Origin of the sequence: Mangrovimonas sp. TPBH4 (assembly GCF_001280505.1) — a bacterium.
Classification (GTDB): domain Bacteria; phylum Bacteroidota; class Bacteroidia; order Flavobacteriales; family Flavobacteriaceae; genus Mangrovimonas_A.
The window spans coordinates 247,086-267,275 of record NZ_LBIO01000037.1; the positions used below are offsets into that span (position 1 = coordinate 247,086).

The following is a 20,190-nucleotide window of genomic DNA, read 5'->3' on the forward strand; positions in this document are numbered from 1 at the left end:
TTAATTGGTGATATTCACAGAAGATCCTTCCCCAAATCCGATAAGTTTATCGTAACGCGCTCCCAAATCACGATAATAGACCAACACTTTATAGTTGTTTTCGGTTTGGTAATAATTACCGCAAATGGCACCTTCGTCCAGTTGTCCGTTTTCATCACGAATTACATATTTGTAATTATAGAAACCTTGTTTCATTTTTATTACACTTTCATAAATACCTTTTGTTGGGTTATAAGCCATTTGGTTGCTTTCGTCTGTAATGTAGTTGTTGTAATTTCCGTAGACATAAATGGATTGGCCTGGTGGAAGTTCTGTATGTAAAAGTGAAAAGTGGATATTGGTGTAGTCTGCCTCAATAGATACATTATCGGTATCCAGAGCTGTGATTACAAAATTTCCGTTGATATCAGGGTTGTAAGTATATGGTTGTCCAGCTCTAGCTGTATTGGTGAAGAGGAATCCATGATAAATATCCCGTAGGTCAATAAACTGGACACCTACATTGGCAGCTCGCACGTCTTTGTTCTCAAAAAACAAATATTCATTGCCGCCCCAAAAGCTGGATTCTGTGGTGTATTTGTAGATAAGTTCTTTTCCCATGGTGTATTGGGGCTTAAGATTGGGTATGGCGGTGTTAAGGTTGTTGTTTTGAATAACTAAAGTTTTAATGGTTTCGTTGGGGTTGTTCAGGTTCAATCCTCTGGAATTGATAATAAAATCAACCGACTGCTTTTCGTTAATAACGCTTACATCTCTGGAGCGCTTTAGGGTAATGCCAACACTTACTAAATCTTCATAAACCATAAATTTTCTGGAAAACATCAGTTCTTCGTATTGGTCATAAATAGAAATAAGGTAATTGCCACTCTTTAAAATATCCCCGGTTTGATTATTTGGGATTTCAAGGGTGTAATGTGAATAGATTTGATAGGTGTTAAATGAATTTTCGTAATCGCGTATGCGCTGGTTGTCAAAACCTTTCAAATATTCAGATTTAACAAGCTGCGAAGGCGTCCAATCAAAATTAAAATGTTCGATAACATAGTAGAAATCCTCCTCATCTCCCGTTAGGGCATCAAATTCCAAAACCAAGGGTTGCCCCAAGGGTAAAATAGGAAGTTGACTTTCTTGGGTGTCGCCTTTAAAGGTGATGGTTTTGATGAAATCTGGTGGGGCAACTTCGCTAACTTGTGAGAAAATAATGTAGGGAAATAGAAAAATGTATGCGAAGAGGTTGAGTTTTGATGTCATTAAAGTCTTATTTTGATGTAAATATAGTTAAATTTATAGGACGCAAAATTCAGCTATTTAGAATTGTTATAAATAAATAAGTAGCTATTATTTCAAATATAATTTAGGTATTAATTCGTAAATTTGCGTCGATTTTTAGACAATTAATTTCAATATCAAACATATGTCCAACGACATTAAGATTAAAAAAGGTCTGAATATAAACCTAAAAGGTGAAGCTGATAGGTCCACAGAGAATGCGATCATCAGTAATTTCTGCACCATCAGGCCAGAAGACTTTCACGGCGTTACCCCAAAATTAGTAGCAAAAGAAGGCGCAAAAGTAAAGGCAGGTGAAACTGTTTTTTATGATAAAGCGAATGAACTTGTGAAATTTGTGTCTCCAGTTTCTGGAGAGATTGTTGAGGTACAACGCGGTGCAAAACGAAGAATTTTAGCAATTAAGATCCAAGCGGATAAAGAGCAATCTTACCTAGATAGCGGCAAATTGGATGTGGCTTCTGCGAGTGCGGAGGCAATCAAATCTCATTTGATGGCATCAGGTTGTTGGCCATTTATTAAGCAGCGTCCTTACGATGTGATCGCCAATCCAGACAAAAGCCCAAAGGCTATTTTTGTATCGGGATATGCGTCGGCGCCATTGGCAGCAGATTATGATTATGTGCTACAAGGTAAGGAAACTGAGCTTCAGACTGCGATTACCGCTCTTGGGAAACTTACAGAAAGTACGGTGCATGTCTCTGTAGGAGCTGGTTCTAATTCGCCTTTAGCAGGTCTTTCAGGTGTAACATTACATAAAGTGTCCGGTCCACACCCTGTGGGGAACGTAGGAACACAAATCAATAAAATTGATCCTATCAATAAAGGAGAGGTGGTTTGGACCGTATCTCCTCAAGATCTTGTTATTATTGGAGAAATGTTGCTTACCGGGAAGTTCAATGCGGAGCGTATTGTTGCTTTGGTAGGGTCTTCGGTTAAAAAACCTAGATACTTCAGAACCAAAATTGGTAGTGAAGTAGCCACTATGGTTTATGATAATGGAATTGATAAGAATAGCAATTGTAGAATCATCTCAGGAAATGTACTTACAGGAAACCACGTAAAGCCAGACGGATGTTTGGATTACTACAGTAATACAGTTACTGTAATTCCTGAAGGAGATGACTATGAGCTTTTTGGATGGAATAAACCTGTTTTTAACAAAATATCAACGTCTAGAGCAATGACTTTTTCATGGTTGAACCCTAAGAAGAAGTTTGATTTAGATACTAATACTAATGGAGAGCATAGAGCATTTGTGGTAACTGGAAATTATGAGGAAGTATTTCCTTTAGACATCTACCCAATGCAAATTCTTAAGGCTTGTATGTATAAGGACCTTGACGAAATGGAAGCCTTGGGTATGTATGAAGTTGCTCCGGAAGATTTTGCTTTGACCGAATTTGTTTGTGTGTCTAAACAGCCTCACCAAAAGATTATTAGAGAAGGTTTGGACTTAATGATTAAAGAAATAGGATAGCCATGAGTTTGAAAAGTACATTACATAACTTAAAAGAAAAGTATAAAGGCACCAAAATGGCGCCTGCGTTTAACGCATTGCATACCTTTTTATACTTGCCTAACGATACCACTCATGGTGGAACCCATATTAAGGCTGCCGACGACTTGAAGCGTACCATGAATACAGTGATCATGGCATTGGTGCCGTGTTTGATTTTTGGTATGTTCAACGCAGGTTACCAGCATTTTGTTGCCGTTGGAGAGCCTGTAGCATTCTTGTCCTGGGATGCCTTTTCTATTGGATTGATTAAAATATTACCACTACTTATTGTGTCTTATGGCGTAGGACTTGGAATCGAGTTCTTGTTCGCCATCATTAAAGGACATGAAGTAGAGGAAGGTTACTTGGTAACTGGAATGTTGGTGCCACTTATTGTACCAATTGATTTGCCATTATGGATGTTGGCCGTGGCCGTAGCATTTGGTGTGGTAATCGGTAAAGAGGTATTTGGTGGTACAGGGATGAACATCCTGAATCCAGCATTGACAATCCGTGCATTTTTGTTCTTCGCATATCCAACTTGGATGTCTGGAGATAAAGTATGGGTACACGGTGCTGTAGAGCGCGCCAATGAAATTGCTGGAGGAGCTAATGTTGATGTGATTTCCGGAGAAACCATTTTAGGAAGTTTAGCGCAAGGAAATGAGGCAGGCTATTCTGTTGCCGATATGTTCTACGGATTTATCCCCGGTTCTGTTGGGGAGACCTCTACCTTCTTGATTCTGTTAGGGGGATTGTTCTTGATCTTCACTAAAATTGGAAGCTGGAGAATCATGTTGTCTTCTGTAATTGGAGCATTGGTTATGGGATTAATCTTTAACAGTGTTGTAGATGCTGGTTGGATAGCTGAGAGCAGCAAATTCTACGGATTAATGAGCACTGAATTCTGGCATCATTTATTGATTGGTGGTTTTGCCTTTGGTACTGTGTTTATGGCTACAGATCCTGTAACGGCATCTCAAACCAACAAAGGAAAATGGATCTATGGATTCTTGGTAGGATTCATTTCTATCCTAATCCGTGTGTTCAACCCGGCTTACCCAGAAGGTGTAATGTTGGCCATTTTATTGATGAACGTATTTGCACCGACCATTGACCACTATGTGGTACAGGGAAATGTTAAGAAAAGAATGAAACGTTTAAAAGCAAAAACAGCTTAAGATGAGTAATAAAACAGATAGTAACGTATATACCGTATTGTTTGCCATTGGTATGGTAGTGGTAGTAGGAGCCTTGTTGGCCTTTACTGCGGCGTCACTTAAGGGTACAATTGGAAAAAATGTGGAGTTGGAAAAGAAACAAAACATTTTGTACGCTATGGGTGTGAATGAAAATGATGAAAGTAGTGCTGTTTTTGTTGATAAATCTGAAGCTCCAGAATTGTTTTCTAAATATATCACCAAGCAATTGGTAATGCAAGGTGGTGAGGTTTCAGAAGATGAAAACGCTTATTTAATTGATATCAAAAAGGCTAAAGAAGCTGCTGAAGGAGACGCTTCCAAAAGACAGTTGCCAATTTTTGTAGGGGAGAAAGATGGAAAAACTTTCTATATCGCTCCTATATATGGTAAAGGACTTTGGGATGCCATTTGGGGCTATGTTTCTATGGACGAAAACATGGTAGTTCAAGGGGCTTATTTTGACCACAAAGGAGAAACTCCTGGTCTTGGAGCCAACATTAAGGAGCGTTTCTTTATGGACGACTTTATTGGGGAGCATTTATTGGACAGCAACGGAAATTTCAAAGGAGTGGATGTTGCCAAAGGAAATGCCGATCCAAAGAACGAAAACAAAACTGATAACGAGGTAGACGCCATTGCGGGGGCCACTATTACTGGTAATGGTGTAGCTGCAATGTTGAAAAGCGACTTACAGTTGTATAAGCCTTTTTTCGATAACTTAAAAAACAACAAATAAGATATGGGACTTTTATCTAAAAAAGACGCCAAGTTAATTACAGACCCATTAGCGGATAACAACCCTATTACCATTCAGGTATTGGGTATATGTTCTGCCTTGGCGATTACAGCTCAATTAAAAGCGTCTATCGTAATGGCTGTTTCGGTAATGTTTGTATTGGGAATTGGGAACGTCGTTATTTCATTGATCAGAAACATCATCCCTTCTAAAATTAGAATTATTGTTCAGTTAACCGTGGTTGCTGCGTTGGTAATTATCGTAGACCAAGTACTGAAAGCTTTTGCATACGAACTAAGTAAAACCCTATCGGTATTCGTTGGTTTAATTATTACCAACTGTATCATCATGGGACGTTTTGAGGCCTTTGCCCTTGGTAATGGCCCTTGGAAATCCTTTCTGGATGGTATAGGTAATTCCTTAGGATACGGAGTCATCCTTATTATCGTAGGATTCTTTAGAGAACTTTTAGGTTCTGGAACCTTATTAGGATTTAAAGTGTTGGGAGACCCAATCGAGAAAACAGGATTATATGCTTTAGGGTATGAAAACAACGGATTTATGTTGTTATCTCCAATGGCATTGATCGTGGTAGGTATCATTATTTGGGTACAACGTAGCAGAAACAAAGATTTAATTGAAGATTAATCCTTAAGGGTTACTTAAAAAGATAGATTATGTTAGAGCACATAGAATTATTTTTCAAATCGATATTTATAGACAACATGGTATTTGCCACGTTCTTAGGAATGTGTTCGTACCTGGCAGTGTCTAAAAAAGTGTCTACAGCTGTAGGTCTGGGAGCTGCCGTAATATTTGTATTGGCGGTGACTGTACCAGTAAACTGGTTGTTGGACCAATACATTTTGCAACCTGGAGCTTTAAAGTGGTTAGGATCAGAGTATGCAGATTACGACTTAAGCTTCCTGTCGTTTATTATGTTTATTGCCACTATTGCTACCATGGTACAATTGGTAGAAATTGTAGTAGAAAAGTTCTCTCCTGCATTGTATAACTCCCTTGGTATTTTCTTACCGCTTATTGCTGTAAACTGTGCAATTTTGGGAGGATCATTATTTATGCAATCACGTGAGATTCCTACTATAGGTTTGGCACTTAATTATGGATTGTCGTCCGGTATTGGTTGGTTCTTGGCTATTTTGGCCATTGCAGCTATCCGTGAGAAAATTAGATATTCCAACGTTCCTGCACCTTTAAGAGGATTGGGAATCACGTTTATTATTACAGGTCTTATGGCTATTGGTTTCATGAGTTTTGGTGGTATGTTGACTGGAGGTGATGAAGGAGCTAAAGTAGAGGCTAAAACTGCCAAGGTAGAAACTGTCAAGGAAGACACAGAGAATAAGTTAGCTAACAATACAAAAGTAAACGAGTAACATGATATTAGCAGCAGGTACAGTAGGAACCATAGTAGCAACGGTAGCTGCCTTTTTGGTAGTAACACTTTTATTGGTGGCCTTGTTATTGTTCGTAAAACAAAAATTATCTCCTTCAGGACCGGTTAAGATTAAAATTAACGGGGAAAAGGAAATTGAAGTAGCCTCTGGCGGAAGTTTATTGTCTACTTTAGGAAATTCAAAAATCTTCTTGCCTTCCGCTTGTGGTGGAGGTGGAACTTGTATCCAATGTGAGTGTCATGTTTTGGCCGGTGGAGGTGAAGCACTGCCAACCGAGACACCTCACTTTACTCGTAAAGAGTTACAACATGGTGCACGTTTGGCGTGCCAGGTGAAGGTAAAACAAGACATGGAAATCACCATTCCAGAAGAAGTTTTTGGTATTAAGAAATGGGAAGCTGAGGTTGTACGTAACTACAACGTAGCCTCTTTCATTAAGGAATTCGTAGTACGTATCCCAGAAGATATGAACTATAAAGCTGGTGGATATATTCAAATTGAAATCCCTCAGTGTGAAATTAAATATTCTGATATCGACATTACTGCCCACCCAGAAGAGCACGAAACTCCAGATAAGTTTCAAGCTGAATGGGATAAATTTGGTCTTTGGCCATTGGTAATGAAGAATGATGAAACTGTTGAGAGAGCTTACTCTATGGCTTCTTACCCGGCAGAAGGGCGTGACATTATGCTTAACGTGCGTATTGCCACTCCACCATGGGATAGAGCTAAAAATGGTTGGATGGATGTAAACCCAGGGGTAGCATCATCTTATATTTTCTCCAGAAAACCGGGAGACAAAGTAATCATTTCGGGACCTTATGGTGAATTCTTCATCAACGAGTCAGACGCTGAAATGTTATATGTAGGTGGTGGAGCTGGTATGGCGCCAATGCGTTCGCACTTGTATCACTTATTCAAAACTCTTAAAACGGGTAGAAAAGTGACGTATTGGTACGGAGGACGTTCTAAGCGTGAGTTATTCTACATTGAGCACTTTAGAGCTTTAGAAAGAGATTTCCCTAACTTTAAGTTCTTCTTGGCGTTATCTGAGCCACTTCCAGAGGATAATTGGAAAGTGAAGAAAGATATCCATGATGAGGCTGGAGATGGATTCGTAGGATTTATTCACAACTGTGTAATCGAAAACTACTTGGATCATCATGATGCTCCTGAAGATATCGAATTATATTTCTGTGGACCTCCGTTAATGAACAAGGCCGTAGAAAAAATGGGACAAGATTTCGGTCTTCCAGATGAAAACATCCGTTTTGATGACTTTGGTGGATAAATACTTAATAATCATATTTTTAACAATCCGACCCTTATAGGGGTCGGATTTATTTTTTTAACCAACTTAAATTATTTTTATGAAAAAAGCTTTATTATTTGCAGCTGCATTAGCCATGTTTAATTGTTCCTCTGAGGATTCGTCAAATGATAATGATCCTAACAATGGAAATGGAGGAGATGTGCTCAAATCCGTTAAAACTTATTCTTCCGGAATTTTACAGTCTATCATGGAATTTGAGTATAATTCTTATGGCGACATTGTTCAACAAAACTATACTGATGGTTATGGGGAAACGGTGGAAGCAGAATTTTTTTATGATGAGAATAATAAATTAACACATTTTACCGAAGTATATACGGATGCTTGGGGAGATGTCACGAATGAAATTAATGAATTCACCTTTGAGGGGGAATTGATCACTCAAATTTGTATTGAGGAAACTGAAGAGGATGGTGATGTGTATAACGATAAGATTGTTTTTACTTATAACGGAAATGGCTTTGCTACCATGATTGAACATTATAGTAGAGATCTTGCTGAAGACAGTGATTGCTCTACATTAGAGTATGTGGATACTACAGAATTGATTGATTATAATCTGGATGGTAATATGACACAATATCAAAATGATAGTTTTACTTTTTTTGGTGAATTGTATTATACATACACTTATGATGATAAGAATCATCCTTATAAAAATGTTGAGCCTGAAGCGTACAGAAAAATTTTGGGGTATTCTACTAATAATAATATTGTTCAAAATGTGGAGTTCGACTTAAACACAGATGAACAAGAGGGATCGACTTCTTATGAGTATGAATATAATGAGAATGATTTTCCTACTAAATGTACCAAAACATATACTAATGGTAGTTTATCTCAAGAAACTGTTATTAGGTTTGAATATTATTAAAGATTATGAAAGAAAAAAGCCGATTCAATTGAATCGGCTTTTTTTTTTGATGATTCCTAAAATTATGTAAGGATTTCTTGTTGTGACTTTTCAAAGTCAAACAAAGCAGAACAGTTCATCACATTGTCAATTCCATCCAATTCACACAATAATTCCACTACGACACTTAAACCAGTAAATAAAACACTCTTATCAGTGGGGTATTTTGGCTTTTTATGTTTATGATGTAAGGGTAATTTAAAACCACAGGCCTTTAAAAAGGTGGCCTCAATTTGTAATAATTCTAATGGTGTGTATCCATTAAATTTCCGTCCTAGGTTTTGATGTACAATTCCAAGATAATTCAATTGTAATGAACCGTGGTCGTTTGACAAATGCTTCCAAGCATCCTTATTGTCCAAAATGTTTCCTACGGCACATTGCTTACAACATTCAGGATGTAGACGGTCGTTATGAAAGGCCTTATATAGCTTTTTAATAGCCTGCTCAAATCTATAAGTGTTTGCCATGATATTGATATTTCTCTTAAGTTACTAAAAATTAGGTCAATTAATGTCTTTTAGATGTTAATTGGCTTTCTATTAAGTATTTGTTCTCATTTTAGAAGGCAAAGGAATTCTGTAAAGTTTTATTTCTTAAATTAGAATATCCTATTCTGTTTCATGAAGCATTTCTATTGGCATTGGATGTTGGTTTTTGTTCTTACTCTAATTTTTGGAGGGGACGCTTTTGCCCAAGTATCACTAGACACTTTGCGTGTTGGACTTTATGAATCCCCTCCCTTTGTTATGTTTAAAGAGGATGGAAGTATGCATGGGGTAAGTGCGTGGTTATGGGAGCAAATAAGGCAAGATCTCAATCGTCCTTTTAAGTTGGTGCCTTATTCGTCAGGACAGCCCTTAAAAACGCTTTTATATGATTTGGAAACAAGCAAAATTGATTTAGCCATCAACCCTATCACGATTACGAGTGATAGGAACCGTCAAATTAATTTCACCTATCCTTTCTACGTGGGGAATCTTACCATTGCAGAAAGAAAGGGCTCGAGAATGGATTCCATATTTTCAGTGCTTAAAGCTATTTTCAGTATTCGCTTATTGTACTTGGTATTAATTTTGTTTGGCTTGGTAATTATGTTTGGGTTTTTGATTTGGTTGGTGGAAAAGCAAAACAACCATTTTGAAAGAGGGAAAAAGGGTTTGGTAAGTAGTTTTTGGTGGTCTGCCGTAACTATGACAACCGTAGGCTATGGTGATAAAGTGCCTGTTTCCAATCTGGGGCGATTCATCGCTTTAATTTGGATGCTTTGCTCCCTCATTATCATTTCTATATTTACTGCCAGTATCACTTCTAGTCTTACGGTTCATAAGCTTACACAAGTAACAGATAGTTTGGAGAATTACAGAAGAGCCAAGGTAGGTACCGTAGAATCATCAGCAACCGATGGTTTTCTTCAGAGGAATTTTTTTCGTGATGTCCATACATACCCTGAATTCATTTCTGGTCTAAAGGAACTTGAAAACAATAATTTAGAGTATTTTATCTATGACGAACCTTGGCTGGACTATCAGTTAAATAACAATCCGGAATTCAACTCACTGCGATTGCTTCCCATGCGATTTAATGTGCAATTGTACGCCATGCCAATGGCAAAAACACTTTCCGAGGATTTACACGATCAAATTTCCGCAGCCTTATTGCAGTTAACCGAAAGTCATGATTGGGAATTACTTTTGGATGAATACCAGCTCAAGGAATATTAGTTTGGTTTAAAATAGATAGTTGCTCATTTATATAAATTCCTATTTTGTGATACCTTTGCAGCATGAATAAACCATTGTCCACACAAGAACTTCACAACCTTGCCATGAACCATGTAGGAAGGGATTTGGAACAACGAGGATTTGAATTTGTTGCCGTTAATAGTCAACTCAAACGCCATCCGCAATTTGTGTGTATCGATAAAAACAGCCAATATTATTTTGTAATTGTAAGGGCCGTTTTGTTGCCAGATAACCCTAATAATTATGATGTGGTTTGGATGGAGACCTTCAAAAAGCACGCGCGCGAAAAAGATGCCAAGGTGTTATATGCTGGCGTAGGCTTAGGAAATCCCAATGGTGAAGATCTTCCCTTATATTTGAATGAAGAATATTTAATTGAGTACAACGGTATTCAAGTAATCGATACCCATTTAAACTAAACACCCTAACCCTAAATAGCAACCTTATTTATTTCGCCCTATTATGATTAAAAAAGCTTTGGTATTCACTTTATTGATCGCCCTTTGTTTTTCCTGCAGTAAACAGATAAAGAATACAAAACTAACAGGATCCGTTTTCGGAACAACCTATTCGGTGATTTATGATTCCGATGAGAATTACCAACCTCAGTTTGATAGTCTGTTTACCGTGATTAACAAATCGATGTCTACCTATATATCGGATTCAGATATTTCTAAAATCAACAGAAATGAAGATGTGCAGATGGATGAGCATTTTATAAAAGTGTTCAATACGGCGAAAGCCATTTATAGATATACCGAAGGAGCTTTCGATCCTACTATTGGAGCAATGGTTAACGCTTGGGATTTTGGGCCGCAAGGAAAAATAAACCATATAGACAGTCTGCAAATTGACAGCTTGATGCGTGATGTTGGTTTCAATAAATTGGGACTTAGGGACGGGAAAATCCAAAAGCGACCTAATGCCTTTTTAGACTTTAATGCCATTGCCAAAGGTTACGGGGTAGATGTTATTGGTGAATATTTGGAAAGTCAACACGTAGCCAATTATTTGGTTGAAATTGGAGGAGAAGTAAGAGGACGAGGAATGAATATTGAAAAGGAGCAACCTTGGAAAGTGGGGGTAGAGATGCCACATTTTGATGGCACCCAATCCATTTTACAGGCCATAGATTTGGTTGATGAAGCCATGGCGACTTCGGGAACATATAGAAAGTTCAAAATTGATGACAACGGCAATCGCTACTCACATATCATTGATACCAAAACGGGCTACCCAAGTAAAACGAACTTGTTAAGTATTTCTGTAATTGCGGAGGATTGTATGACGGCAGATGCCTACGCTACAGCCTTCAAAGCGATGGGGATTGAAAAAGTGGAAGCGTTTTTGGGAAAACACCCAGAATTAAAAGTGTTCTTGATTTTTGAAAACGACAAAGGCGACTTTGAAACCATGGCTATAAACGGTTTCCCGGCAGAATAAATTTGAGTGCATCTATTTTTTTACCACGGGAATAATTTCTCCCTTGGCAAGGCAATAGGTCTCAATGTCATTTTCTGAAAGTCTTGCTGTATAGTCAACTTCTTCTACGGTAAATCCAATACTTCGGAGTTTATCAAAATAATCCCTGCCGTATACCCTTACATGGTCATACTGCCCAAAGATTTTGGCACGTTCCTTCTTGTCCGTAATGGAGTCGTCTTCAAACGTAACTTCTCGATTAAGGTCTTGCGGGATTTGAAACACTCCAAAACCGCCTGGTTTTAAAATGCGATATAGTTCTTGCATGGCTTTGGTATCGTCCGGAATGTGTTCCAAAACATGGTTGCATAGAATGATATCAAAAGAATTATCTTCAAAAGGCAAGTTGCAGATGTCTGCTTTTACATCGGCCAAAGGCGAATTGAGGTCTGTGGTAGTATAGTCCAAGTTGTCCATGGCTCTAAAACGTTTGTAAAAGGCCTGCTCTGGTGCAAAATGAAGTACTTTATGTTGTCCTGTGAAAAAGTCGGTTTCATTTTTTAAATACAGCCATAACAGTCTATGACGTTCTAGGGACAAAGTGGAAGGTGATAATACATTGCTTCTTTGATTGCCATAACCGTAGGGTAGAAATGTTTTAAAACTTTTCCCGTCAATAGGGTCTGTAAATTGATTGCCTTTAAGGTAAGCGGCCAAAATTGGTCTAACCGCATAACTTAAACGAATAAGTACTGGTCTAGGAACGGTATTTAAAACTATTTTGAAAAGCTTCTTCAAGGGCAAATTACATTTCAATTGGTTGGGACAATGTAATCAATTCCGAAATGCTGTCCCAAAGTTGTATGCGGTGTTGGAGGGCCAATTTGGCCACTTCCAAAGTCTCTTCCCATTTTTGCGAATCGTCACCACAAAGTTCGGCAATCATCTTTAAGGATAAAGGTCCATGCTCGTCACCATCCAATTCAATATGACGGTTCAAATAGTAAGTCAATTTACTACAATCGGTTTTTTCTGTCTCCGATTGATTGATGATTTGGAAGAACATATCAGGAATCACATCTTCACGACCAAAAGTAAAAGCCGATGCAATTTTGTGAGCTTCATTACTGGCAATCACCTCAAAGGTGAAATTGATAAACTTTAAGGTTGCTTCTTGTAGAGACATTTTTGTTGCAGCATCTTGAATAGTAGCTCCTTCACATATATCGTTAACAAAAGCTTCTATTGGTGATGTATTGGCGCCAATTTGAGACATGGCATCCAAGTACATTTCGTAATGGCTTTTAGGTTCTCCAAGTTCATTGACATCGCTTTCCTCTCCCAATACAATTTCATTAATGAATCGTGCAGTAGCTGGATTTTTGGCAGGTACCCAAGGTAATGTTACCGTGGTTAACAGGTTTTGCAATGCCTTTAATAGCGACATAAAGTCCCAGACAGCAAAAACATGCTGCTCCATAAAGATTTTTATGTCTTCAATAGAGGAAAGGTTGCGATATAAATGGTGGTTATTGAGGGTGTCTCGAAGAGGCGTGAGTTCCTGTTCGATTAAATCAATTCTATTCATAAATCTGATTAAAGGACTAATGCTTTTTGTCTGAATTCATTTTCTTCATCGCTTTCGATGCCCAATGCTTCGTAGATATAGGCAAACGTAGAAAGGATTTCAGGTTTTCCGTCAATAATGGCCACGTCATGTTCAAAATGTGCAGATGGTTTATTGTCTAAAGTGGTGATGGTCCAACCATCTCTATGTTGTTTGATACGGTGGGTTCCCATATTGATCATAGGCTCGATAGCCACCACTTGACCTTCAATGAATTTTTTCCCGCGACCGCGTTTTCCATAATTGGGCATTTCTGGATCTTCGTGCATTTTGCGTCCAATACCGTGGCCAACAAGCTCACGAACTACCCCGTAACCATGAGATTCACAAAACTGTTGAATAGCAAATCCAACATCTCCTACGCGGTTACCAATTTTAAACTCTCTAATTCCTATGTAAAGAGATTCTTTGGTAACGTCCAATAGCTTTTGGGTTTCAGGATCAATTTCACCTACAGGAAACGTGTAGGCATGGTCTCCGTAAAAATCATTCTTGATAGCACCGCAGTCAATGGAAATAATGTCTCCTTCCTTTAAAGGTTCGTCGGTTGGAAATCCATGGACAACTTGAGAGTTAGGACTCATACAAAGCGTATTTGGAAAGTCGTATAATCCCAAAAATCCAGGGATGGCACCTTGTTCCCTAATATATTCCTCCGCCATTTTATCCAATTGCAAAGTGGTTACGCCAGGCTTTACTTCCTTGGCCAACATTCCTAAAGTTTTGGATACAATCAAGGCGCTTTCGCGCATCAGTTCTATTTCCTCTCTTGTTTTTGCTATAATCATGATTCAAAAAAATATGTGCAAAGATACTTAAAATAAACTAGCTATCTTACATTGGTTTTTGCACTGACTTTGGTCAGTGTGGGTTACAGTTTTATTTAATTACTTTGCAAAGAGAATTAATGAGAAGCGTTATGTATAAGTCAGTTACAGCAGAAGAAGCGGTTAAAATAGTAAAGTCCAACGATAAAGTATATTTACAGGCAGCAGCAGCAGCACCTCAAGTGTTGATTAAGGCTTTGACGGAAAGACATGAGGAACTTAAAAATGTTGAGATTTGCCAATTGCATACAGAAGGTGAGGCTCCTTATGCCAATCCTGAGTTGAGAGACAGTTTTCATGTGAATTCCTTTTTCCTAGGGAAAAACGTGCGCCACACCCTGCAGGCAGGAAATGGATCTTACACACCTGTATTTTTAAGCGAATTGCCTTTGTTGTTCAAACGGAATATCGTGGACCTGCAAGTAGCGCTTATTCATGTGTCCGTACCCGACAGACATGGGTATTGTTCTTTAGGAGTTTCGGTGGAAGCTACTTTAGCAGCTATTGATAATGCAGACTACGTGATTGCGCAAGTAAATCAGCAAATGCCAAGAACTTTTGGGGATGGGATTATTCACGTTTCTGAAATTGATGCTTTTGTGGATTGCGATGAACCTTTGCCAATTCATCATGTTGCCAAACCTTCCGATTTGGAAAACACCATAGGCGATTATGTGGCTAGTTTAATTGAAGACCGCAGTACATTGCAAATGGGAATTGGTAATATTCCAAATGCGGTGTTGACGCGATTGACGTCTCATAAAGATTTGGGATTGCATACCGAAATGTTCTCAGATGGAGTTATTGATTTAATATTAAGTAATGTCATCACCGGAAATTATAAAGGCATCGATCCAGGAAGAGCCTTGGCTACTTTTTTAATGGGATCACAACGCTTGTATGATTATGTGCATGACAATCCGTATGTGGAATTGCGTTCTTCCGATTATGTAAACGATGTTTCGGTTATTAAGCAAAACCCAAGAATGGTGGCTATTAATTCTGCCATTGAAGTGGATTTAACAGGACAGGTATGTGCGGATTCCTTCGGGACAAAAATGTATTCCGGGGTAGGAGGACAAATGGATTTTATTCGAGGCGCTTCCTTAAGTGAAGGAGGAAAAGCCATCATTGCTTTGCCTTCGGTTACCAAAAGCGGCATCAGTAGAATTGTACCAACACTAAGGCCTGGAGCAGGGGTTGTAACAACACGATCCCATATCCATTACGTGGTAACAGAATATGGGATCGCGAATTTATATGGTAAAACTATTGCCGAAAGGGTGAAAGCTTTGGTGAATATTGCACATCCTGACCATAGGGAGTCTATAGATAGACAATATTTTGAACTTTCAAGAGGCTGTTAGCGTCTTAAGAAAGAAAAAATACCCTTTTTTTGCTTTTCTTTTAATTGTTGAGGCATTTCGTTGGTGATGAGTTGATAGACTTCTCCCCATCCTAAAACACCGCCTATATTGCGGTCGTCTATAAAGATGTCCGCATAAATTTTTCGGCTCTTGGTATAATCAAATTGTTCTTCAGGGAAACTTTTGTTTACGGCATAGAAATGAATGCCGTTTTCTTCACAAAACTGTACAGCTTCTTCCAACCTCACGCCGCTGCGGTAGGTCCACAAGATTAAGCGGTGCCCATCGTTTTGTAGACGCTTTAGGGTTTCAAAAGCGAAAATCCGAGGTTTCCCAATTTTTGGGTAGGCGTCCTCAACGATGGTACCGTCAAAATCAACTGCAATAATTAGCTTTTCCTGAAAATTCATCCGTCAATATTTAGGTCGCTAAAATATACAAAATATATTTCATCAGCCTTATTCAACAAGAGAATGGCGCGTCATAGCTTCAGGTTGTGGCACTCCCATCAGTTTCAAAATGGTAGGTGCAATATCTCCTAAAATACCATCGGTAATTTTAGTTTTATCCTTGTCAATTAAAATAATTGGCACTGGGTTTGTAGTATGTGAGGTGTTTGGAGAACCATCTGGATTGACCATTGTTTCACAGTTTCCGTGATCTGCAATCAAAATGGTGGTATAGTCATTTTCCAAAGCTGTTTCCACCACTTGTTTCACGCATTTATCGACAGCTTCACAGGCCTTAATGGCTGCTTCCATCACTCCTGTGTGCCCAACCATGTCACCATTGGCAAAGTTAAGGCAAACAAAATCGGCTGATTTTTGCTGTAGTTCAGGAACCAATGCATCAGTTAGCTCGTAGGCACTCATTTCTGGTTGAAGGTCGTAAGTGGCAACTTTCGGTGAATTTTTAAGAATTCTCTTTTCGCCTTCAAACGGTGTTTCCCTTCCTCCAGAAAAGAAAAAGGTGACGTGAGGATACTTTTCAGTTTCGGCAATTCTAATTTGAGTTTTGTGGTGTTTTTCCAAAACTTCACCTAAAGTCTCACTTAAATTATCCTTGTCGAACACCACGTGGATTCCTTCAAAAGAATCGTCGTAGTTGGTCATCGTTACATAATGTAACTTTAGTTTGTGCATGTTTTGTTCGTGGAAGTCTGTTTGAGTCAAAGCTTCGGTAAGCTGTCTTCCACGGTCTGTTCTAAAATTGAAAAAGATAATGACATCCCCGTCTTGGATTTTAGCTATAGGCTCTCCCGCATCATTAGTGGCAATGATTGGTTTGATAAATTCATCGGTGACGTCATTTTCGTAACTGTGATCAATAGATTTCAATACATTTTTGGAGTGTTCTCCCGTTCCGTGTACCAAAGCGTTATAGGCTAATTTCACACGTTCCCAACGCTTGTCCCTGTCCATGGCATAGTAACGCCCTGTCACCGTAGCAAGTTTGGTGTTGGTGTTTTCAATATGTTCTTCAAGTTCAGTGACAAAACCGAAACCAGATTTAGGGTCTACATCTCTTCCATCTGTGAATGCATGCACATAGGAGTGCTGTACGCCACAATCATTGGCAGCGTCAATCAACCCTAACAAATGGTTGATATGGGAGTGTACACCACCGTCACTTAGCAATCCAAGGAAATGGATAGGCTTGTTGTTGGTTTTGGCATATTCAAAAGCTTCTACCAGTGCAGGCTCGTTGCGAAGGGTTTTATTTTGGATGGCTAGGTTGATCTTTACCAAATCTTGGTATACAATTCTTCCTGCTCCTAAATTCATATGCCCAACTTCACTGTTACCCATTTGTCCTTCAGGAAGTCCAACATGGAGTCCGTCTGTCCTCAAACTAGCATTGGAATAGGTGTTGTAAAGTGAATCTATAAAAGGTGTGTTTGCGTTGTCTATGGCTGAGACTTTTGGGTCTGGAGATTTGCCCCAACCATCAAGAATCATAAGGATTACTTTTTTGTTCATGGTGCTTTTTATTTTATTCTCAAAGATAATTCTTTCTAATAGGACGTCGAAATTTCAAGGCCATAAATTCCAGTAAAACTCAGTGTTATCTTAAGGTGAGTTGCAAGTGGGAAAATTAATATAACCTTAACAAATTTGTGTTTAAATAGTTAAAAATGTGTTATATATGATTTTTTTGTGTAACAAATCGAAAATTTATCCGTCTATTTACTGTAATCAAAAAACAATCATTAATCAAATCATTAAAATCTTTCATCATGAAAAAATCGGTAATTATTATTGCAGTTGCATTGGGATTTATGGTAAGTTCCACCTATGCTACAACTTCATTCAAAACAATTGACAATTTTAGAACTGTAAAGGTTAACACTTCTGTGAATCCTTTTTGTGTGGCAATCGCTAAAGGGGATATCCAAACAGTTCAAAAACTTATTGAGTTGGGAGCAGATGTTAACGAGAGATCCAACGGAATGACTCCATTGATGTATGCAGCAAAGTACAACAGAGTAGCCATTATTAAACTTTTGGTGGCTAATGGAGCAGATATTAACAAAAAAAGTGAGGACGGTTTAACAGCGGCACATTATGCAGAGCGTTCCAACGCTCAAGATGCCATGTCTGTCATTGAAGACTTAGATAAAGCATAAAAGTAACACTAGTAATTGCTTTTCAGCATTTATTATTAGTTAGTTGGTTAGTTAGTTTAGTTAGAGAAAAAAACTCCCTATATGGGAGTTTTTTTGTATTTGGCAATGGCCGCTTTTATTTTTTCAATCCGGTTATCGGGATTGGGGTGTGTGCTTTGGTATTCGGGAACACTGTTAGGACCTGCAGCTGCTTTTAATATTTCCATCACACCAATCATTTCTTCGGGTTCGTAGCCTGCATCTATCATCAACATAACCCCAAGGTCATCGGCTTCCAGTTCATCCCCTCTACTGTTGGTGAGTAATTTTTGCTGACCAATGCCTCCAATCAATTGACCCATATCGGCCCCAACGGATGCTCCTGTGGTCACGGTTTTCCAGAATTCAGTTTCGGCAATGCGCTCTGCAGAATGCCGTCCCAACACATGGCCAATTTCATGACCTAATACTCCTGCCAATTGAGCTTCATTTTCAAGTCTGGAAAATAGGGCATAGGTAATGAAGACTTGCCCGCCCGGAAGTGCAAAAGCGTTGATAGTATTGGAGTCTCCCAGGAGGTGAAAATGGTAATCGTACGGGGTTTGACTTGCAATACTGCTTTGTACCAATTTGTTGCCCACTTGGGTCACAAAGGCTTGGTATTGGTTGTTGGGATGCAGACCTCCAAATTCTTGTTCCATTTCTGGGGCACTTTGCAATCCAATGGCAATTTCCTGATCGGCTGTCATGTTAATAACCTGATCCTTTCCTGTATAGGGATTGGTTTCCATACTGCTACATCGCTTTATAAACGCAAAGGCAACAATACAAAGCCCTAGTAGGAGTCTTATTTTTAATCTACCGCTTCTCATAATCAAATAGTTGTGAAAACTAAATTTACGAAAATTTTAGCGTAATAATTCAGGATTGATATCTAAAACATGCTCCTTTTTATAGGATGAAAGAAGCTCAGGAGTTAGGAATTCAGCCCCTAATAAGTGCTCATTTTTTAAAACTTCATATAAATCCAATTCTCTGTAGGATTCCAAGTAGGTTTTTGAAAGCGGTTTATAGCTATAATGCCAAGGTTCGTATTTAAACCCTTTTCTGGAAGGATCATTGGTGTATACCAGAAAAAATCCAAACCGATTGGCATTGGCATTCATCCATTGCTTCAGTTTATGAAATGCTCCCTGGCCTTCAAAGTGTTCTTCCAATAATAGGTCTCCGGTAGGCTGAACGGCATTACCGTCAATAATATCAAGGTCAGTTCCCCAATGGTGTCTTGATGTCCCAGGAATAGTAGAATATTCTATAATGGACTTGATAGCTTCTGGTCCAGCCATGCCCCTAGAGGTGAGCAGGTTGTACTTTCGGTTCCAGATACGTTTTTGATGCTCAAAGTCGCGATAACTCGACACCACTTTAATATGGATGCCTGCCTTTAAAGCGTCTGCCGTCATCTTCAAAAAGGATTCATGTGCTTCCTGAAGCAGTTTGTATCCGTTACCGTAAAAGCTAGGGCTACCTTTGCCCATCAATAATTCACATGAAATGGAATTGGTAGCCCATATTGAATGCGGAAAGGTAGAAAGTGCCATTCCTAATAAGGAAGCCGATTTTATGAAATGTCGTCTTTTCAAAGCAATTTATACATGGTGAAATGTAAGCCTATTTTTGGAATATGGAAAGGTTCTCCAATGATTTCGAAGCCATTTTTCTTATAAAAGGGAACCGCTATTTCTCTGGCATTGCACCAAACAGCATCAGCTTTTAAGTTTCTAAGGATAGTTTCCCCATGTTTGGTTAAGGCTGTGCCCAAATTGTGACCTTGCAAATCCTCAAGAACGGCCATCCCGCGCAGTTGGTATTGTGAGGTATTTGACAAAAGAGGCGAACCGTTTTTAAGGTAAGTGACCACTCCAGATAGCTTATTTTTGTGAAAAAGCCCTAGATGGAAGGTTGTATCTAGCTCGTCCTTGTCAAAAATACAGTCTTCAATAGGGCGTCCAGATCTCAAAACCGGGTGCCGAACAGCATGTGTTTCCTGAGCAGTAATAATTTTTATAAAAAAATCTTCTTTTGAAGTTTGAATCAAAATATTTGAAAAATAATGGGTTAGATAAAAAGGGAAACAAACTTAAATAAAAAGTTGAATAAAATGAATTTTTCTCTTTTGTACATTGAATAGTTTGTATATATTT

The 20,190-nt window shown here is 38.6% G+C and carries 22 protein-coding genes; 12 read left to right on the forward strand and 10 right to left on the reverse strand.

Annotated features, from left to right (window positions below; all coding sequences use genetic code 11):
• A complete protein-coding gene (locus ZA05_RS02515) occupies positions 1 to 1,251 on the reverse strand; it encodes a DUF5103 domain-containing protein (RefSeq protein ID WP_053990212.1) in 1,251 nt (416 codons plus the stop codon).
• Between the two features lie 163 nt (positions 1,252 to 1,414).
• Between ZA05_RS02515 and ZA05_RS02520 the strand changes: the two genes are divergently transcribed.
• From ZA05_RS02520 to ZA05_RS02550, 7 genes are all read left to right on the forward strand, one after another.
• Positions 1,415 to 2,770 (forward strand): Na(+)-translocating NADH-quinone reductase subunit A, encoded by a 1,356-nt coding sequence (locus ZA05_RS02520; RefSeq protein WP_053990211.1) that lies wholly within the window; start codon positions 1,415 to 1,417, stop codon positions 2,768 to 2,770.
• A 2-nt stretch (positions 2,771 to 2,772) separates the two neighbouring features.
• Positions 2,773 to 3,972, forward strand: coding sequence for an NADH:ubiquinone reductase (Na(+)-transporting) subunit B (locus ZA05_RS02525; protein WP_053990210.1), 1,200 nt, complete (start codon positions 2,773 to 2,775; stop codon positions 3,970 to 3,972).
• A 1-nt stretch (position 3,973) separates the two neighbouring features.
• The gene (locus tag ZA05_RS02530; RefSeq protein ID WP_053990209.1) at positions 3,974 to 4,729 is read left to right on the forward strand and encodes a Na(+)-translocating NADH-quinone reductase subunit C; all 756 of its coding nucleotides are present in this window, start codon (positions 3,974 to 3,976) and stop codon (positions 4,727 to 4,729) included.
• A 3-nt stretch (positions 4,730 to 4,732) separates the two neighbouring features.
• Positions 4,733 to 5,377 (forward strand): NADH:ubiquinone reductase (Na(+)-transporting) subunit D, encoded by a 645-nt coding sequence (locus ZA05_RS02535; RefSeq protein WP_053990208.1) that lies wholly within the window; start codon positions 4,733 to 4,735, stop codon positions 5,375 to 5,377.
• A 29-nt stretch (positions 5,378 to 5,406) separates the two neighbouring features.
• The gene (nqrE, locus tag ZA05_RS02540) at positions 5,407 to 6,126 is read left to right on the forward strand and encodes an NADH:ubiquinone reductase (Na(+)-transporting) subunit E (protein ID WP_082333647.1); all 720 of its coding nucleotides are present in this window, start codon (positions 5,407 to 5,409) and stop codon (positions 6,124 to 6,126) included.
• 1 nt (position 6,127) lies between these two features.
• Complete coding sequence (gene nqrF / locus ZA05_RS02545) at positions 6,128 to 7,438, forward strand: NADH:ubiquinone reductase (Na(+)-transporting) subunit F (RefSeq protein ID WP_053976022.1); 1,311 nt, start codon at positions 6,128 to 6,130, stop codon at positions 7,436 to 7,438.
• Between the two features lie 115 nt (positions 7,439 to 7,553).
• Positions 7,554 to 8,354, forward strand: coding sequence for a hypothetical protein (locus tag ZA05_RS02550; protein WP_157514491.1), 801 nt, complete (start codon positions 7,554 to 7,556; stop codon positions 8,352 to 8,354).
• 62 nt (positions 8,355 to 8,416) lie between these two features.
• Here the strand turns inward: ZA05_RS02550 and ZA05_RS02555 are convergent, their stop codons facing one another.
• Positions 8,417 to 8,863 (reverse strand): hypothetical protein, encoded by a 447-nt coding sequence (locus tag ZA05_RS02555; RefSeq protein ID WP_053990205.1) that lies wholly within the window; start codon positions 8,861 to 8,863, stop codon positions 8,417 to 8,419.
• Between the two features lie 153 nt (positions 8,864 to 9,016).
• On the opposite strand from ZA05_RS02555, the gene ZA05_RS02560 reads away from it, so the two are divergent.
• The 3 genes from ZA05_RS02560 (at position 9,017) to ZA05_RS02570 (ending at position 11,581) form a co-directional block, all read left to right on the forward strand.
• The gene (locus ZA05_RS02560) at positions 9,017 to 10,117 is read left to right on the forward strand and encodes a transporter substrate-binding domain-containing protein (protein WP_053990204.1); all 1,101 of its coding nucleotides are present in this window, start codon (positions 9,017 to 9,019) and stop codon (positions 10,115 to 10,117) included.
• A 62-nt stretch (positions 10,118 to 10,179) separates the two neighbouring features.
• Positions 10,180 to 10,557, forward strand: a complete 378-nt coding sequence (locus ZA05_RS02565) for a hypothetical protein (RefSeq protein ID WP_053990203.1) — start codon at positions 10,180 to 10,182, stop codon at positions 10,555 to 10,557.
• A 43-nt stretch (positions 10,558 to 10,600) separates the two neighbouring features.
• Positions 10,601 to 11,581: an FAD:protein FMN transferase gene (locus ZA05_RS02570; protein ID WP_053990202.1), complete on the forward strand. Its 981-nt coding sequence runs from the start codon at positions 10,601 to 10,603 to the stop codon at positions 11,579 to 11,581.
• A 12-nt stretch (positions 11,582 to 11,593) separates the two neighbouring features.
• On the opposite strand, the gene ZA05_RS02575 is transcribed toward ZA05_RS02570, so the two are convergent.
• From ZA05_RS02575 to map, 3 genes are read right to left on the reverse strand one after another with little or no spacing between them, the layout of a single operon-like run.
• Positions 11,594 to 12,358 carry a class I SAM-dependent methyltransferase gene (locus ZA05_RS02575; RefSeq protein ID WP_053990256.1) on the reverse strand — a complete coding sequence of 255 codons (765 nt, stop codon included), beginning with the start codon at positions 12,356 to 12,358 and terminating at the stop codon, positions 11,594 to 11,596.
• Positions 12,359 to 12,365: 7 nt separating this feature from the next.
• Positions 12,366 to 13,148: a DUF3050 domain-containing protein gene (locus ZA05_RS02580; protein ID WP_053990201.1), complete on the reverse strand. Its 783-nt coding sequence runs from the start codon at positions 13,146 to 13,148 to the stop codon at positions 12,366 to 12,368.
• Between the two features lie 8 nt (positions 13,149 to 13,156).
• Positions 13,157 to 13,975 (reverse strand): type I methionyl aminopeptidase, encoded by an 819-nt coding sequence (map, locus tag ZA05_RS02585; protein WP_053990200.1) that lies wholly within the window; start codon positions 13,973 to 13,975, stop codon positions 13,157 to 13,159.
• A 131-nt stretch (positions 13,976 to 14,106) separates the two neighbouring features.
• On the opposite strand from map, the gene ZA05_RS02590 reads away from it, so the two are divergent.
• Entirely contained in the window at positions 14,107 to 15,381 is a 1,275-nt protein-coding gene (locus ZA05_RS02590; RefSeq protein ID WP_053990199.1) for an acetyl-CoA hydrolase/transferase family protein, read from the forward strand.
• On the opposite strand, the gene ZA05_RS02595 is transcribed toward ZA05_RS02590, so the two are convergent.
• Both ZA05_RS02595 and gpmI read right to left on the reverse strand, forming a co-directional pair.
• The gene (locus tag ZA05_RS02595; RefSeq protein ID WP_053990198.1) at positions 15,378 to 15,791 is read right to left on the reverse strand and encodes a BT0820 family HAD-type phosphatase; all 414 of its coding nucleotides are present in this window, start codon (positions 15,789 to 15,791) and stop codon (positions 15,378 to 15,380) included. The genes ZA05_RS02590 and ZA05_RS02595 overlap by 4 nt on opposite strands.
• Before the next feature lie 48 nt (positions 15,792 to 15,839).
• Positions 15,840 to 17,360, reverse strand: coding sequence for a 2,3-bisphosphoglycerate-independent phosphoglycerate mutase (gene gpmI, locus ZA05_RS02600; RefSeq protein ID WP_053990197.1), 1,521 nt, complete (start codon positions 17,358 to 17,360; stop codon positions 15,840 to 15,842).
• Positions 17,361 to 17,617: 257 nt separating this feature from the next.
• Between gpmI and ZA05_RS02605 the strand changes: the two genes are divergently transcribed.
• A complete protein-coding gene (locus ZA05_RS02605; protein WP_053990196.1) occupies positions 17,618 to 18,007 on the forward strand; it encodes an ankyrin repeat domain-containing protein in 390 nt (129 codons plus the stop codon).
• Between the two features lie 77 nt (positions 18,008 to 18,084).
• Here ZA05_RS02605 and ZA05_RS02610 read toward each other — a convergent pair whose 3' ends face one another.
• From ZA05_RS02610 to ZA05_RS02620, 3 genes are read right to left on the reverse strand one after another with little or no spacing between them, the layout of a single operon-like run.
• Positions 18,085 to 18,858: a M48 family metalloprotease gene (locus tag ZA05_RS02610; protein WP_053990195.1), complete on the reverse strand. Its 774-nt coding sequence runs from the start codon at positions 18,856 to 18,858 to the stop codon at positions 18,085 to 18,087.
• Positions 18,859 to 18,894: 36 nt separating this feature from the next.
• Entirely contained in the window at positions 18,895 to 19,629 is a 735-nt protein-coding gene (locus ZA05_RS02615; protein WP_053990194.1) for a M15 family metallopeptidase, read from the reverse strand.
• Positions 19,626 to 20,084: a GNAT family N-acetyltransferase gene (locus tag ZA05_RS02620; RefSeq protein WP_231632404.1), complete on the reverse strand. Its 459-nt coding sequence runs from the start codon at positions 20,082 to 20,084 to the stop codon at positions 19,626 to 19,628. Before ZA05_RS02620 ends, ZA05_RS02615 begins: the two co-directional genes overlap by 4 nt.
• Between the last annotated feature and the right edge of the window lie 106 nt (positions 20,085 to 20,190).

What these genes read in the sequence shown, in the direction of transcription:
- ZA05_RS02515 (WP_053990212.1), bottom strand. Translation starts at nt 1,251, where the DNA reads ATGACATCAAAACTCAACCTCTTCGCATACATTTTTCTATTTCCCTAC.
- ZA05_RS02520 (WP_053990211.1), top strand. Translation starts at nt 1,415, where the DNA reads ATGTCCAACGACATTAAGATTAAAAAAGGTCTGAATATAAACCTAAAA.
- ZA05_RS02525 (WP_053990210.1), top strand. Translation starts at nt 2,773, where the DNA reads ATGAGTTTGAAAAGTACATTACATAACTTAAAAGAAAAGTATAAAGGC.
- ZA05_RS02530 (WP_053990209.1), top strand. Translation starts at nt 3,974, where the DNA reads ATGAGTAATAAAACAGATAGTAACGTATATACCGTATTGTTTGCCATT.
- ZA05_RS02535 (WP_053990208.1), top strand. Translation starts at nt 4,733, where the DNA reads ATGGGACTTTTATCTAAAAAAGACGCCAAGTTAATTACAGACCCATTA.
- nqrE (WP_082333647.1), top strand. Translation starts at nt 5,407, where the DNA reads ATGTTAGAGCACATAGAATTATTTTTCAAATCGATATTTATAGACAAC.
- nqrF (WP_053976022.1), top strand. Translation starts at nt 6,128, where the DNA reads ATGATATTAGCAGCAGGTACAGTAGGAACCATAGTAGCAACGGTAGCT.
- ZA05_RS02550 (WP_157514491.1), top strand. Translation starts at nt 7,554, where the DNA reads ATGTTTAATTGTTCCTCTGAGGATTCGTCAAATGATAATGATCCTAAC.
- ZA05_RS02555 (WP_053990205.1), bottom strand. Translation starts at nt 8,863, where the DNA reads ATGGCAAACACTTATAGATTTGAGCAGGCTATTAAAAAGCTATATAAG.
- ZA05_RS02560 (WP_053990204.1), top strand. Translation starts at nt 9,017, where the DNA reads ATGAAGCATTTCTATTGGCATTGGATGTTGGTTTTTGTTCTTACTCTA.
- ZA05_RS02565 (WP_053990203.1), top strand. Translation starts at nt 10,180, where the DNA reads ATGAATAAACCATTGTCCACACAAGAACTTCACAACCTTGCCATGAAC.
- ZA05_RS02570 (WP_053990202.1), top strand. Translation starts at nt 10,601, where the DNA reads ATGATTAAAAAAGCTTTGGTATTCACTTTATTGATCGCCCTTTGTTTT.
- ZA05_RS02580 (WP_053990201.1), bottom strand. Translation starts at nt 13,148, where the DNA reads ATGAATAGAATTGATTTAATCGAACAGGAACTCACGCCTCTTCGAGAC.
- map (WP_053990200.1), bottom strand. Translation starts at nt 13,975, where the DNA reads ATGATTATAGCAAAAACAAGAGAGGAAATAGAACTGATGCGCGAAAGC.
- ZA05_RS02590 (WP_053990199.1), top strand. Translation starts at nt 14,107, where the DNA reads ATGTATAAGTCAGTTACAGCAGAAGAAGCGGTTAAAATAGTAAAGTCC.
- ZA05_RS02595 (WP_053990198.1), bottom strand. Translation starts at nt 15,791, where the DNA reads ATGAATTTTCAGGAAAAGCTAATTATTGCAGTTGATTTTGACGGTACC.
- gpmI (WP_053990197.1), bottom strand. Translation starts at nt 17,360, where the DNA reads ATGAACAAAAAAGTAATCCTTATGATTCTTGATGGTTGGGGCAAATCT.
- ZA05_RS02605 (WP_053990196.1), top strand. Translation starts at nt 17,618, where the DNA reads ATGAAAAAATCGGTAATTATTATTGCAGTTGCATTGGGATTTATGGTA.
- ZA05_RS02610 (WP_053990195.1), bottom strand. Translation starts at nt 18,858, where the DNA reads ATGAGAAGCGGTAGATTAAAAATAAGACTCCTACTAGGGCTTTGTATT.